This window comes from Sphingomonas sp. SUN039 (genome assembly GCF_024758725.1).
In the GTDB taxonomy this organism is placed as follows: Bacteria; Pseudomonadota; Alphaproteobacteria; order Sphingomonadales; family Sphingomonadaceae; genus Sphingomonas_O.
In genome coordinates, this window is record NZ_CP096972.1 from 3,307,232 (window position 1) to 3,321,357 (window position 14,126).

Consider the following 14,126-nt stretch of genomic DNA (forward strand, 5'->3'; position numbering starts at 1 on the left):
GCAGCGCGCAAGTCGAGACGACGCGACGCAAACGCCGAGCGCGCTACGCAACGCACTTTAAGCAGCCAAGACCTCGATCGGCGTCCGTGCTTCCAGTCCATCGCCCAGCCGCGGGAAATGGCCGATGTTCCAGGTGACGAGTATTTTTGCCCCACAGGCGCTGGCTGCTCGACCGATCATATGATCGTAGATGCGCGCGCCGATCTGTCCGCTGGCCGAAAAATCGCGGACCGCTTCGAAGCTCTGGGCCGGAGAGAGGCCGACCAGTCGGGTAACCGACGCCACGCTTTCGAGCGCGGCCCAGGCTTCTCCCGGCGGCCATTGGAAGGGGACGGACAAACCGCGCCGTGTCAGCGTCGTGAATGCCTCGGCGTAGCAGTGCGCCGCCACCGCCATGTTGAGCGGCGGCTCGGCGGCAAATAATGCCAGCGACGGGCGGTGATGTTCATGTGCCTCTGCGAGCGCGGCGACGATGACGTTGGTATCCAGCAGGACGAGCGGCGCAGGCACGCCTTCAGCGTTCGACGCGCGCCGCATCGAGTGCCGCATTGGCAACGTCGAGCGTAATGCTTCCTTTGCCCGGCCGGATCAGCAAGGCGCCGCGACGGACGAGTTCGCCGGGCGGCGACGCGATGGGGGGGGTGTACGAACGCAGCGCCTCTTCCACCACTTGCGTCGTGGTCATTCCCGTCGTGTGGGCCAAGGCAGCAGCGCGTTCGCGAGCGTAGGTCGAGCGGACGTTCAATTGGGCGGCAGCTCTGGTCATACGGCGACGATAGGCTTTCGAGAGGAAGTTGTCTAGCAATAAAGGGTAAATGGCTAGCCACCGTTCGCCTTCGCGTTCGTGTTGCATTGCGGCAAACGCTATGGTCTTAACCGCGCGACACAAAAACCGGGGGCGGTGCAGCAGATGGGGTATGGCCGTGGCTAGCGCAAAGCCCCATCCTGCCGATTCGATGGCACAGGCGCTCGATCTTCTCGCGGACTACCGCACCCGCGTCATGCGCGGCGATGCGGCGCTGGGCGACGATGCGGTCTGGGCACCGATGCTCGCCGAAGTCGCCGAGGCGTCGGGTGGCGATTTGAAAGCGCTCCGGCTACGCGCCGAGCGACAGGCCGACGATATCGGTACCAGCTTCCGCGTGGCGGGCGAGGACGAGGAACGCCGCTGGCCGCTGTCGCCTCTGCCGCTGATGATCGGCGAGCGCGAATGGCGCGGCATTGCCGACGGTATTGCCCAGCGCGCCGAACTGATGGAATTGCTGCTCGCCGATATTTACGGCGCGCAGCGGCTCGTCGGCAACGGCCTGGTTCCGGCAGCGCTCCTCAACGGCAGCCCCAATTTCCTGCGTCCGATGGTCGGCCTGACCCCGCAGGGTGGGCATCATCTGCAAGTCTATGCCGCCGATTTGGGGCGTGGTCCCAGCGGCGAGTGGCGGGTACTCGCCGACCACACCCGCAATCCGGTCGGCGCGGGCTATGCGCTCGAAAACCGGCTGGCGGTGTCGCGCGTCCTGCCGGGGTTGCAGGGGCGGCTACATATCGAGCGGCTCGCGCCGTTTTTCGCCGATTTGCGCGAGGGGATTGCGGCGGCGTGCAAACGGTCGGAGCCGCGCATGGCGCTGCTCACCCCCGGACGGCTGAACCCGAGCTATGCCGAACAGGCGCATCTCGCGCGCTATCTCGGCATGTTGCTGGTCGAGGGCGAAGACCTCGCCACCCACGGCGACCGGGTCTATCTGCGGACGATCGAGGGGTTCAAGCGCGTCGATGCGCTGTGGCGGCGGGTCGATGCGCGACTGCTCGATCCGCTCGCGTTCGATTCGCATTCGCGCATCGGCGTCGCGGGGCTGATCGATGCGATTGCGGCGGGCAATGTCGTCGTCGCCAATGCGCCGGGTGCGGGCGTGCTCGAATCGGCGGCGTTCGCAGCGTTCCTGCCGCGCCTGTCGGTGCGGATGACCGGCGAGGATCTGCGCCTGCCCAATATCGCCACCTGGTGGTGCGGGCAGGACGACGAATGCGCGCGGGTACAGGGCGCGCTCGACAAGATGGTGATCGCACCTGCCTTTGCAACGAACCCGCGCGGTCTCGGCCCGAAAGGCGCACGGCTCGGCAGCGATTTCGATGCGGAAGAGCGCGCCGCGTTGTTCGCCGACATGAATTTGCGCGGCGTGGATTATGTCGGGCAGGAAGTGGTCAAGCTCTCGACCCTGCCGACGGTCGGTGCCGACGGCCTCGAACCGCGACCCTTCACTTTGCGCGTGTTTGCGGCGCGCGATGCCAGCGGCGCGTGGAGCGTCATGCCCGGGGGCTTTGCCCGGATCGGCGCGGGCAGCGATGCGCGTGCCATCGTCATCGGCGAAGGGGCGTTCTCGACCGATGTCGCCATCGTTGCCGACCGCGCCGTGGCACCGATGACCCTGATGCCGCACGCCGACGAGGTCGCGATCAGGCGCAACCCCGGCACCCTGCCGTCGCGCGTCGCGGACAATCTGTTCTGGCTGGGGCGCTATCTCGAGCGCGCCGAAAACATTCTTGCACTGGTACGCGGCGGCCTCGGCGGGTCGGCGGACGTCGATGGCGGCGCGTCGCTTGGCGCAGACACCGCGGCGCGGCTCGATGCGATGATCGTGGCGAGCGGTGCGGCGCCGACGGGCAAGGGCACGCTCGGCACCGCCTTTGGCGACCCGTCGCAGCCGTCCAGCGTGGCCAGCCTGCTCCATGCCGCGCGCGGGATCGGCGCGGGATCGCGCGAACGGCTTTCGGCGGATGTCTGGCGGCTCCTCGACAAATCGCTGCCCGAAGAGGGGCCGCTCAGCCAGCGCACGGCGGCCTTGTCCGAACGGCTGTCGGCACTGGCAGGTCTTTCGGCGGAGAATATGGGGCGCACCGCCAGCTGGCGCTTCCTCGACCTCGGTCGCCGCCTCGAACGCGCCATCGGGGTGTGCCGGTTGCTCAAGGTGTTCGGCGTCGACGAGCCGACTGCCGACGATTTGTTTCTGCTGCTCGATCTGTCGTCGAGCGCGATTTCATATCGTCAGCGCTATCCCGGCGGCCTGGCCGCGCTGGCCGTGCGCGATCTCGTCGCGCTCGACGGCGGCAATCCGCGCAGTCTGGCGTTTCAGGTCGAAGCGATCGCCGCGCATCTCGCCGCGTTGCCGCGCCTCGCCGACGACGGCATGGCCGAACCGCAACAGGTCGAGGCGACGGCGCTGTCGGCCAATCTCGCGACCTTTGCGGCAGCAGCGCTCGACGGCCATGCCGTGCAGGGGATCGAAAACCGGCTGATGTCCTTGAGCGATGCGCTCGGCCGTCGCTTCTTCCTGCGTGGCGGGGAGCCGTTGCGGGCAGCCGGACTTACACTCGCGTGAACGGTTCTTTCCCGAGCGAAGTCGAGGGACTACGCCGAGCGCAGTCGAGGAGCCTGTTCGTGAAAGCATTGTTCTCGACTTCGCTCGAACCAGTCCCTCGACTTCGCTCGGGAACGGGCAAGTTGATGGACGGCGGAGCGCAATGAGGTACCGCATCCGCCACGAAACGCGGTTCACCTATGCCACGCCGGTGCGCTTTGCGCGCTGCAATCTGCGCCTGAAGCCGATCCTGTGGTCGGGGCAGACGCTCGTCGATCACGATCTGTCGGTCGAGCCCAATGGCGAACTCACGCTGGCGCGCGCCGATGCGTCGCTGGCGAACGTTACCCGGCTGGTCATTCCCGATGCAGTGACGCGACTGAAGATCGTCAGTACCGCGCATGTCGATGTCGAACGCGGGGTGCCGTTCCCGTCGCCCGACGATCCCGATGTGGCGACTGTCGCCCGCTTGGCCCGCGCCAGCCGCGATGTCAGCGCGAACGGCCCGACGAACTATCTCTTCGCCAGCCCGATGGTCGAACTCTCCCCCGAAATCGCCGACTGGTGCGCGCAGGAACTGGACCCCGGCCGGTCGATCATGGATGCCGCCATCGGCCTAGCCCAGCGCATCCAGCGCGAATTCGATTACGATCCCGACGCGACACATACGGCGACGCGGCCTGCCGAGGCCTTCGCGCACCGCCACGGCGTGTGCCAGGATTTCGCACAGGTGATGATCGCCGGACTACGCGCCCACGGCATTCCGGCGGCCTATGCCTCGGGCTATCTCCGCACCATTCCACCGCCCGGCGAAGCGCGGCTGGTCGGCGCCGACGCGACGCACGCCTGGGTGCTGGTGTGGTGCGGGCCGCAGCGTGGCTGGGAAGGGGTAGATCCCACCAACGGCATCTGGATGGCGGGCGACCATATCGTCATCGCCATCGGCCGCGATTATTCGGAAATCGCCCCCATCGACGGCGTGTTTCTCGGCACCGGTGCACAGACGATGACGGTGTCGGTCGATGTGGCACCGGAAGAGGAACTGGCGCTGGGTGGATAGGGAGGTGGTTCACCCTAAAGACCCAAAAGAGCGCGACCGCGCGCAGCGCCTTCAAAAACTTCTATCTTGCCCACGTTCGCGAGGGAGCGATTCGAGGCGCTTCGCGCTGCCCTTTTCGGTGTTTAGGGTGAACCCCACCTTCTTCCAGTGCCGGATGTTGTCGTGGCGCGCATCGACGCCTAACTGAACGCGATGGCTGATCCCTATTCCACTCTCGGTGTCGCGCGCGGGGCGAGCGAGGCCGACATCAAAAAAGCGTACCGCAAGCTCGCCAAGGAGCTGCACCCCGACCGCAATAAGGACAACAAGGCAGCGACCGAGCGGTTTTCGAAAGTGACCGCCGCGTATGATTTGCTGTCCGACAAGGACAAGCGCGCGCGTTTCGACCGGGGCGAGATCGATGGCGACGGCAATCCTGCCGCGCCGTTCGGGTTCGGCGGTGGCGGCGGGCGCGGTCAGGCAGGCGGATTTCCCGGGGGCGGGTTCCAGAGCGGCGGTGCAGACTTCGGCGATATATTCGAAGGGCTGTTCGGCGGGCGTGCTGGTGCGCGTGGTGGCAGCCCGTTCGGGCGCGGGGCTCCGGCCAAGGGCGCAAATGTCGCCTATCGACTGTCGGTCGGGTTCGAGGACGCCGCCGCGCTCAAGCCGCAGCGTATCACCCTCGCCGATGGCAAGACCATCGATGTCAAACTGCCGAACGGGGTCGAGACCGGCACGCAGATGCGTCTGGCGGGGAAGGGCGAGCCGGGCGCGGGCGGCGCGGGCGATGCGATTATTACCATCGAGGTTGGGAGCCACCCCTTCTACAAGCGCGAGGGCGACAACATCCGGCTCGATCTGCCGGTCGCCTTGTCCGAAGCCGTACTCGGCGGGCCGGTCAAAGTGCCGACCGTCGATGGACCGGTCATGCTCAATGTCCCGGCCGACAGCTCGTCGGGCAAGGTGTTGCGCCTGCGCGGGCGCGGGTTCACCGGCAAGGGCGGCACGCGCGGCGACCAGCTCGTCACACTGATGATCGAACTCCCCTCGGACGATCCTGCCCTGAAAAGCTGGGCGGAAAGCGCCAGCCCCGGCAACCCGCGAGCGAAGCTGGGCGTTTAGCGCAGCCGATGCAGGAAGCGCCCTCGCCCCAGTCGCCCGCCGAGCGCGACAAGCATCTGGCGCAGGGCGACCGTACGACCATCGCGCATCGGCTCGACCATCTGCCGGTGGTCGCGCGTGCTTTCGAAGTCGTCAAACGGGTGGTGGTCGGCGTGTTCAACGATGGGTTCATCCATGCGGGCAACCTCGCCTATCTGACCCTGCTGACCCTGTTCCCGTTCTTCATCGTGACGGCGGCGCTGGCGAGCCTGTTCGGGCGCAGCGAGGACACGATCAATGCGGTGAATTCGGTGTTCGTCACACTGCCCGCCTCGACGCAGGAGGTGCTGCGCCAGCCGATCCACGATGTGCTTACCGAGCGCACCGGCGCATTGCTGTGGATCGGCGCGCTGATCGGGCTGTGGACCGTCGGCAGCTTTATCGAGACGATCCGCGATATTTTGCGAAGGGCCTATGGCACACGGTCGTCGGCGCCGTTCTGGCAATACCGGCTGCGCGCCATCGGCCTGATCATCGCCGCCGTCGTCGCGATGATGGCGGCGTTTTCTTTGCAGGTGTTCCTGACCGCGGCGGAGCAGTTCGTGTTCCGCTTGTTCCCCTTTGCCGATAATGTCATGGGCTGGATCCAGCTCAGTCGCCTCGTCCCGCTGTTCGTCGCCTGGGGCGCGGTCTATCTGATCATGTGGACCCTGACGCCGGGCCAGTACCGCATGTCGCGCAACCCCAAATGGCCGGGCGCGCTGCTGGTCGCGCTGTGGTGGTACGGCGCGCTGGCGCTGCTGCCCGTCGTCATCGCGCGCCTGTCGAACTACGACCTGACCTATGGGTCGCTGGCGGGCGTCATCATTACGCTGATCTTCTTCTGGTTCGTCGGCTTGGGCTTTACCGTCGGCGCGCACCTCAACGCGGCTCTATCGGAACCGCCCGAACCTGCGCTACAGGCGCTGCCCAAGGAGTGACCATATGACATTGATGCAGGGCAAGCGCGGGCTGATCATGGGCCTTGCCAACGACCGCTCGCTGGCTTGGGGCATTGCGAAAAAACTGTCGGAGGCGGGGGCCGAGCTCGCGTTCAGCTATCAGGGCGAGGCGCTGGAGAAGCGCGTGCGCCCGCTGGCCGCCGAACTCGGCAGCGATTTCCTGATCGACTGCGATGTTGCCGACATGGGCGCGCTCGACACCACGTTCGACACGCTGGCGGCGCGGTGGCCGACCATCGATTTCGTCGTCCATGCCATTGGTTTTTCGGACAAGAACGAGCTGCGGGGGCGCTACTACGACACCAGTCTCGACAATTTCCTGATGACGATGAACATCAGCGTCTATTCGTTCGTCGCGGTGGCGAAGCGCGCGCAGGCGATGATGCCCAATGGCGGGTCGTTGCTGACGCTCAGCTATTACGGCGCGGAAAAAGTGATCCCCCACTACAACGTCATGGGCGTAGCCAAGGCGGCACTCGAGACCAGCGTCAAATATCTCGCCGTCGATCTGGGCCGCGACAACATCCGCGTGAACGCGATCTCGGCGGGACCGATCAAGACGCTCGCCGCGTCGGGGATCGGCGATTTCCGCTATATCCTGAAATGGAACGAGCTGAACGCGCCGCTGAAACGCAACGTCACCATCGAGGATGTCGGCGGCGCCGGGCTGTACCTGTGCAGCGACCTGTCGTCGGGGGTCACCGGCGAGACGCACTATGTCGACGCGGGCTATCAGGTCGTGGGCATGAAGGCGGAGGACGCGCCGGATATGGCGCTTTCGTGAGCCACAACAGCTTCGGCCATCTGTTCCGCTTCACGACATGGGGCGAATCGCACGGGCCGGCGCTCGGGGCGGTGGTGGATGGTTGCCCTCCGGGGTTGAACCTGTCCGAAGCCGACCTCCAGCCGTTCCTCGACAAGCGCCGTCCGGGCACCTCGAAATTCACGACGCAGCGACAGGAGGCCGACGCGGTCCGCATCCTGTCGGGCGTGTTCGAGGGGCGGACCACCGGCACGCCGATCAGCCTGATGATCGAGAACACCGACCAGCGCTCGAAGGATTACAGCGAGGTCGCCGCTGCTTACCGCCCCGGCCACGCCGATTACGCCTATGATGCCAAATACGGGTTTCGCGACTATCGCGGCGGCGGGCGGAGCTCGGCGCGCGAAACGGCGGCACGCGTGGCAGCGGGCGGCGTCGCGCGGCTGGTGATCCCCGAGGTCAGTATCGTCGCGCATGTCGTCGAAATCGGCGGCGACCGCACGGAGACGTTCGAAGCGGCCGAGATCGACCGCAATCCGTTATTCTGCGCCGATGCCGCCGCCGCGGCGCGCTGGGAAAGGCTGGTCGATGACGCCCGCAAGGCGGGATCGTCGCTGGGCGCGGTCGTCGAATGCGTCGCGACCGGCGTCCCCGCCGGTTGGGGCGCGCCGCTCTACATGAAACTCGACGCGCAACTCGCCAGTGCCTGCATGAGCATCAACGCGGTCAAGGGCGTCGAGATCGGCGATGGGTTCGCCGCTGCCCGCCTGCGCGGCGAGGACAATGCCGACCGGATGCGCCCCGGTGACGCTGCGCCGCAGTTCCTAGCCAATCACGCGGGCGGCGTTGCGGGCGGGATTTCGACCGGCCAGCCAGTGGTCGTGCGCGTCGCGTTCAAGCCGACGAGCAGCATCCTGACGCCGGTCGAGACGATCACGCGCGACGGTGCCGCGACCGACATCGTGACGAAGGGCCGCCACGACCCCTGCGTTGGGATCAGGGGTGCGCCAGTGGTCGAGGCGATGATGGCGCTGGTGCTCGCCGATGCAAAGCTGATGCAGCGAGGACAGACCGGACGTTGATGCAGTCGTTCGATGCGTTCGCGGAGCACGTTTTCGCCGATGAGGCGCTGCAGGCCGAACTTGCCGCACTGCGCGATCCGGTCGCCTTTGTCGCCCGCATGGTCGAACGCGCCGCCGCGCGTGGTATCGTGCTCGACCCGGCGCATTTCGCCCCGTATTTCGCCCTCGATCCGCTCGGCCTGCACCGGTTCCGGCCACCCCTTGTCGGCGGGCGCGGCTGGCCTCCGCGCGGCTGGCTGCCGACCGGCTTCTTCGGCGGGGAGGGCGGCACAGCTTTGAGCTGGCTCTGGTTCGGGCCCGACCCGCTGCGCCGGCCGTTCTTCGAAATGTCGGAAGCCGAAGTCCGCGACCTGCCGTTCAACCGGCTGTTCCGCTATGGCATGACCCTCGACGACCTGGTTTCCGCAGCACCCGATGCAGCCCCGCCGCCCGACGGGTTCGTCTTCCACATGTCGCGCTGCGGCTCGACCCTCGTGGCGCGGATGCTCGCCGCCGTCGATGACCAAGTCGTCGTATCGGAACCCCCGATCCTCGACGCGGTCGTCCAGTTTGCGCTGGCTGGGCAGGTGTCCGTCGCGACACTGCGCGCGATCGTTCTGGCGCTGACCCGCGACCGCAGCGGCACGACACGCCGCCGCTTCGTCAAACTGTTCCATTGGCACGCGCTCGCGCTGCCGCTGTTCCGCGCCGCTTTCCCCGATGTGCCGTGCATATTCCTGTGTCGCGACCCGGTCGAAGTGCTGGTGTCGCAGCGGCGCAGCCCCGGCTATCAGCCCGTGATGCCGGTGGTGGCCATGACACTGCCCGGCGAGGCTGTCGATGCGGACCTCCACGGCGAACGCTTTGCCGCTTGGCTGCTCGGTCGCCTCGGCGACGCGGCGCTCGACGCTGTTCCCCCGGTGCGCTGCATCGCCTATCCGGCGCTGCCCGAGGCGGTGTTCGACACGATCCTCCCGCATTTCGGGGTCGAGCCGACGCCCACCGAAGCGGCGGTAATGCGTGCCGCGACGCAACATGATGCCAAGACCCCCGACCGGGGCTTCACCGGCGACACCGGCGAGAAGCAGCGCGAGGCGACCGACGATTTGCGCGCGCTGGCAGGCCATTATTGCGGCGCGAGCTGGGCCCGGCTGCGCGAGCGTTGTGCTGCCGACACCATGGGTTCTGTTTCGCCTTAGTCTGGTCCGTGCCGCCGGTTGTCGCGGGCGGGCGCGGTCAGCCCCGATAAGCTGGAATGCGCCACCCGCGCGCAATGGCGAGCGCACGCAGCGCGAACCCGGCCACGGCTCCGCTTGCCGCCGCCACGGGCACCCCGGCTCCCGCCACCGTCAGCCCCGTGAACAGCCCCGCCGCCAGCGCCGCCGCCGTCACATAAATCTCCGGCCGCAACAGGATCGACGGCACGCCCGCCAGTACGTCGCGGATAATGCCCCCGACGCAGGCGGTGATGACGCCCATCATCACCGCGGGCAGCGGCGGCACGCCGAGCGACAGCGCCTTGGCCGCGCCGAACACGGCATAGACCGCCAGCCCCGCCGCATCGAACCAGTCGACCGCGCGCTCGGGCCACAACCGGCGCGGCAATACCCAGATCGCCAGCGCGGTCGCGAGGCACACGGCGGGCACGCGCCAGTCATGCACCCAGAACACCGGCGCGCCGATCAACAGATCGCGCACCGTCCCGCCGCCGACGCCGGTGACCAGCGCGAAGAACGCAAAGGTCACGAGCGTCTGCCCCGCCCGCGCCGCCGCCAGCGCGCCCGAGGCGGCGAAGACCGCGATCCCGAACAGGTCGAGCAACTCGATCATCCCGGCGCGCGCTCCCGCGCGCTCTCGCCCAGCACATCGGCAATCGCGCGGAGCACGGCGGGACGCCATTGCACCCCCATATGGCTGCCGGGAGTTTCGAGGGCGCGGCATCCGCTATCCGCCGGGTCGCGGCACACATAGCCGCTGACCAGCCCGTCGCTGCGGCTCCAGATCGCGGTCGCGGGGACAGGCAGCGGCTGCGCGATTTCCGCACGTTGTGCCTGGGTCGCCGCGCCGTCGATGCGCTCGCCGGTCAGCCATTCATACGCGCGCCACACATTGGTCGCGCGCGGATCGCCCGCATAGGGCGAGGCAACAGTGATGACTTCGCGCACGGCATGCGGCACGCGGTGCGCCGCAAAACGCGCGATGATGCCGCCGAGGCTGACCCCGATCAGCGTCACCGGCTCGCCCGCCTCGCGCGCCAGCGCCTCGACCTGCGCGATCAGTTTCTCGGCCCCCGCCCCGATGGCGCGGTTACCGAGATTGCGCCCCAGTCCCCAGCCGGTGCAGCGATAACCCAGCCCGTTCAGATAGCGCCGCATGATCGTCATCGACCGGTCGCTGTTGACGAGCCCGGGCAACAGCATCACCGGCCGCCCGTCCCCGCGCGGCGCGGCATCGAGCATCGCGCGGGCGGGCAGCAACGACGCGAATGCCCATACGGCACGCGGCAGTTCGGCGGCCCACAAGGCTTTGCTTGGCGGCGGGGTCGGGGTCATGCCGGTCCCATCAGTAATGATACCGGCATTGCGCGATTTCGAGCCGCTGATCTTCGCCCGCGCCGGTGACGCGGTAGATCAGCCGGTGTTCGTCGTCGATCCGGCGCGACCACCAGCCCCGCCAGTTTTCGCGCAGCGGTTCGGGCTTGCCGATGCCGCGAAAGGGCGAGCGCATGATGTCGTCGATCATGACGTTAATTCGCGCAGCGGTTTTGGGATCGTCAGCCTGCCAGGCGACGTACTGACCCCAAGCGCGTGCCGACAAAACGATCTTCAATCTTGTGGCAACTTAAATTCCACAACATTGCCCGCTTCGATCTCTGCAATGCTCGCGTCGAGCCAAGCCGCATTGGCGGGGCTGCGGCGTAGATACAGCGTTTCCATCATCGATTCGAACTCGCTGTGCGCGAGGATGACGACGGGTTCGGACCCCTGCCGCGTGACGAGGATCGGGTCGCGATCCGCCTCGGCGCGGTCCATGTAATGCGCGAGGTTCTTGCGAAGATCGGAGGACGAGACGTGGATCATCTGTACGTAATAGCGTACATTAACAGGAGGTCAAGCTGGTAGCGCCGCCCTCACCACACCCGCTCCACCCCGAACCCGTCGAACAGCTTCTCGTTCGAAACCAGCGTCACCCTTTCGACTTGCGCCTGCGCGATAAGCAACCGGTCGAAGGGGTCGCCGTGGGCAAAGGGCAGGCCTCCCGCCCGCGCGGCGTGGGCGGGCGTGATCGACAGGAAGGTGAAGTCGAACGGCGCGAGCGCGGCTTCGAAATCGGGGATCAGGGGTGCGGCCTCGGACAGTTTGCCGAGCCGGTATTTGGTGGTAATTTCAAAGGCGGACACGGCGCTGACGATCTTCTCGTTCGCGTCGTCTGCGATTGCCGCTCGTGCGCGGGCCGACAAGCGGGGGTTGTTGCCGAGCGCCCACAGCAATGCGTGGGTGTCGAGCAGCAGCTTCAAGCCAGTCCCCAGTCGCGCAGCTCTTCGTCAGTCATCGGCGCGAACGCCGCATCGTCGATGTCGAATTGTCCCTTAAACGCACCGAGCAGGGGGCGCTTCTTCGCCGGAGCCTCTCGCACGAGGCGCACGACCGGCTCCCGGTTGCGCGAGATCACGACTTCCTCGCCCGCCAGCACCTGTTCGATCAGGCGCGACAGATGCGTTTTCGCTTCGTGGACGCTGACGGTGGTCATGGGTGGAGCTTAGTCTATTGGTTGACTAAGTGCAAGCCGCCGTGCGGGCACGCGATAGACCCGACTTGGCTGAGCTTGTCGAAGCCCCTTCCTTTCCCTTGACCCGGTCGAAAAGAAAAAAAGCCCTTCGACAAGCTCAGGGAAGGCGGTGTGGGGACCGACGCCGAAATCCGTCGGGATTTCAAGCGGCGAGCTTGGCTCTCGATGCCTTCTTCCGCTCGTGCGGGTCGAGGTACCGCTTCCGCAACCGGATGCTCTTCGGCGTCACTTCGACCATCTCGTCGTCGTCGATATAGGCAATCGCCTGTTCGAGCGTCGCGCGCTTGGGCGGGGTCAGGCGGATCGCGTCGTCCTTGCCGCCCGAGGCACGGAAGTTGGTCAGCTGCTTTGCCTTCATCGGATTGACTTCGAGGTCGTCGGGCTTGGCATTCTCGCCGACGATCATCCCCTCGTAGAGCTGCTCGCCGTGCCCGACGAACAGGATGCCGCGATCCTCGAGCGGCCCGAGCGCATAGCTGTTCGCCTCGCCCGACCCGTTACTGATCAGCACGCCGTTCTTGCGCCCCTCGATCTGGCCCTTGTGCGGCCCGTATTTCTCGAACAGCCGGTTCATGATGCCGGTGCCGCGCGTGTCCGAAAGGAATTCGCCGTGGTAACCGATCATGCCGCGCGACGGTGCCGAGAAGGTGATGCGCGTCTTGCCGCCGCCGCTGGGGCGCATGTCGGTCAGCTCGGCCTTGCGGATCGCCATCTTCTCGACGACCGTGCCGCTGTATTCGTCGTCGACGTCGATGATGACGGTTTCATAGGGTTCGGTCTTCGCGCCGCTGTCGTCCTCGCCGAACAGCACGCGCGGGCGGCTGATGCCAAGCTCGAACCCTTCTCGGCGCATCGTTTCGATCAGCACGCCGAGCTGGAGCTCGCCGCGCCCCGCCACTTCGTAACTGTCGCGGTCCGACGCTTCGGTCACCTTGATCGCGACATTGCTTTCGGCTTCGCGGAACAGGCGGTCGCGGATCATCCGGCTTGTCACCTTGCTGCCTTCGCGGCCTGCCATCGGGCTGTCGTTGACCGCGAAACGCATCGACAAGGTCGGCGGATCGATTGCCTGGGCGTGGAGCGGATCGCTGACGCTTGGGTCGCAGATCGTGTTCGAGACGGTCGCGGTGGTCAGGCCTGCGAGGCTGATGATGTCGCCCGCGTTCGCCTCGTCGGTCGGTATGCGTTCCAGCCCGCGGAACGTCATGATCTTCGAAGCGCGGCCGGTCTCGACGATCTTGCCGTCGTTATCGAGCGCGTGGATTTGCTGGTTGGTCTTGACCGAACCCGAGAAGACCAGACCGGTCAGGATGCGCCCGAGGAAATTGTCGCGGTCGAGCAATGTCACCAGAAACTTGAACGGCCCGTCGGGGTCTGCCGACGGCGGCGGCACGTGATCGACGATCTTCTGGAACAGCGGCTTCAGCGTGCCTTCGCGGGCATGATGGTCTTCGTTCGCATAGCCGTTGCGGCCCGAGGCGTAGAGCACCGGAAAGTCGAGCTGTTCGTCGCTGGCTTCGAGGCTGACGAACAGGTCGAACACTTCGTCGAGCACTTCCTGGATGCGCTCGTCGGGGCGGTCGACCTTGTTGACGACGACGATGGGGCGCAGGCCCAGCGCGAGTGCCTTGCCGGTGACGAACTTGGTCTGCGGCATCGCGCCTTCGGACGCATCGACGAGCAAGATGACGCCGTCGACCATCGACAGGATGCGCTCGACCTCGCCGCCGAAATCGGCGTGGCCGGGCGTGTCGACGATGTTGATCCGCGTCTTGGTGCCGTGCTGGTCGTCCCATTCGACTGATGTGCACTTCGCCAGAATCGTGATCCCGCGCTCTTTTTCGAGGTCGTTCGAATCCATCGCGCGCTCTTCGATGCGCTGGTTGTCGCGGAACGTGCCCGACTGGCGGAACAGCTGGTCGACAAGGGTCGTCTTGCCATGATCGACGTGCGCGATGATGGCCACGTTGCGGAGGCTCATTGGATTTCCTGATTGTGCGAGAGCGTATGTTGCGCGCG

16 protein-coding genes are annotated in these 14,126 nt (G+C 66.5%); 7 read left to right on the forward strand and 9 right to left on the reverse strand.

The window, feature by feature from the left end; translation table 11 throughout:
• Window positions 1-57: 57 nt before the first annotated feature.
• Window positions 58-537 (reverse strand): PIN domain-containing protein, encoded by a 480-nt coding sequence (locus M0209_RS16415; protein ID WP_258889351.1) that lies wholly within the window; start codon window positions 535-537, stop codon window positions 58-60.
• Window positions 515-766, reverse strand: a complete 252-nt coding sequence (locus tag M0209_RS16420; RefSeq protein ID WP_258889352.1) for a hypothetical protein — start codon at window positions 764-766, stop codon at window positions 515-517. The genes M0209_RS16415 and M0209_RS16420 overlap by 23 nt, the downstream gene beginning before the upstream one ends.
• Window positions 767-917: 151 nt before the next feature.
• Between M0209_RS16420 and M0209_RS16425 the strand changes: the two genes are divergently transcribed.
• The 7 genes from M0209_RS16425 (at window position 918) to M0209_RS16455 (ending at window position 9,517) form a co-directional block, all read left to right on the forward strand.
• A complete protein-coding gene (locus tag M0209_RS16425) occupies window positions 918-3,374 on the forward strand; it encodes a circularly permuted type 2 ATP-grasp protein (RefSeq protein WP_258889353.1) in 2,457 nt (818 codons plus the stop codon).
• 142 nt (window positions 3,375-3,516) lie between these two features.
• The gene (locus M0209_RS16430; RefSeq protein WP_258889354.1) at window positions 3,517-4,413 is read left to right on the forward strand and encodes a transglutaminase family protein; all 897 of its coding nucleotides are present in this window, start codon (window positions 3,517-3,519) and stop codon (window positions 4,411-4,413) included.
• A gap of 192 nt (window positions 4,414-4,605) precedes the next feature.
• A complete protein-coding gene (locus tag M0209_RS16435) occupies window positions 4,606-5,514 on the forward strand; it encodes a J domain-containing protein (protein ID WP_258889355.1) in 909 nt (302 codons plus the stop codon).
• An 8-nt stretch (window positions 5,515-5,522) separates the two neighbouring features.
• Complete coding sequence (locus M0209_RS16440) at window positions 5,523-6,473, forward strand: YihY/virulence factor BrkB family protein (RefSeq protein WP_258889356.1); 951 nt, start codon at window positions 5,523-5,525, stop codon at window positions 6,471-6,473.
• Window positions 6,474-6,486: 13 nt separating this feature from the next.
• Window positions 6,487-7,278 carry an enoyl-ACP reductase FabI gene (gene fabI, locus M0209_RS16445; RefSeq protein WP_408988243.1) on the forward strand — a complete coding sequence of 264 codons (792 nt, stop codon included), beginning with the start codon at window positions 6,487-6,489 and terminating at the stop codon, window positions 7,276-7,278.
• Entirely contained in the window at window positions 7,275-8,339 is a 1,065-nt protein-coding gene (gene aroC, locus M0209_RS16450; RefSeq protein WP_258889358.1) for a chorismate synthase, read from the forward strand. The genes fabI and aroC overlap by 4 nt, the downstream gene beginning before the upstream one ends.
• On the forward strand, window positions 8,339-9,517 hold the full coding sequence (locus tag M0209_RS16455) for a hypothetical protein (protein WP_258889359.1): 1,179 nt from the start codon (window positions 8,339-8,341) through the stop codon (window positions 9,515-9,517). Before aroC ends, M0209_RS16455 begins: the two co-directional genes overlap by 1 nt.
• 37 nt (window positions 9,518-9,554) lie before the next feature.
• Here the strand turns inward: M0209_RS16455 and M0209_RS16460 are convergent, their stop codons facing one another.
• The 7 genes from M0209_RS16460 to typA form a co-directional block, all read right to left on the reverse strand.
• Window positions 9,555-10,148 carry a trimeric intracellular cation channel family protein gene (locus tag M0209_RS16460; protein WP_258889360.1) on the reverse strand — a complete coding sequence of 198 codons (594 nt, stop codon included), beginning with the start codon at window positions 10,146-10,148 and terminating at the stop codon, window positions 9,555-9,557.
• Entirely contained in the window at window positions 10,145-10,870 is a 726-nt protein-coding gene (locus tag M0209_RS16465) for an alpha/beta hydrolase (RefSeq protein WP_258889361.1), read from the reverse strand. Before M0209_RS16465 ends, M0209_RS16460 begins: the two co-directional genes overlap by 4 nt.
• 10 nt (window positions 10,871-10,880) lie before the next feature.
• Window positions 10,881-11,147 (reverse strand): Txe/YoeB family addiction module toxin, encoded by a 267-nt coding sequence (locus tag M0209_RS16470; RefSeq protein WP_258889362.1) that lies wholly within the window; start codon window positions 11,145-11,147, stop codon window positions 10,881-10,883.
• Entirely contained in the window at window positions 11,144-11,398 is a 255-nt protein-coding gene (locus M0209_RS16475; RefSeq protein WP_258889363.1) for a type II toxin-antitoxin system Phd/YefM family antitoxin, read from the reverse strand. Before M0209_RS16475 ends, M0209_RS16470 begins: the two co-directional genes overlap by 4 nt.
• A gap of 50 nt (window positions 11,399-11,448) precedes the next feature.
• The gene (locus M0209_RS16480; RefSeq protein WP_258889364.1) at window positions 11,449-11,835 is read right to left on the reverse strand and encodes a type II toxin-antitoxin system VapC family toxin; all 387 of its coding nucleotides are present in this window, start codon (window positions 11,833-11,835) and stop codon (window positions 11,449-11,451) included.
• On the reverse strand, window positions 11,832-12,068 hold the full coding sequence (locus tag M0209_RS16485; RefSeq protein WP_258889365.1) for a type II toxin-antitoxin system Phd/YefM family antitoxin: 237 nt from the start codon (window positions 12,066-12,068) through the stop codon (window positions 11,832-11,834). The genes M0209_RS16480 and M0209_RS16485 overlap by 4 nt, the downstream gene beginning before the upstream one ends.
• 181 nt (window positions 12,069-12,249) lie before the next feature.
• On the reverse strand, window positions 12,250-14,088 hold the full coding sequence (gene typA, locus M0209_RS16490) for a translational GTPase TypA (RefSeq protein WP_258889366.1): 1,839 nt from the start codon (window positions 14,086-14,088) through the stop codon (window positions 12,250-12,252).
• Between the last annotated feature and the right edge of the window lie 38 nt (window positions 14,089-14,126).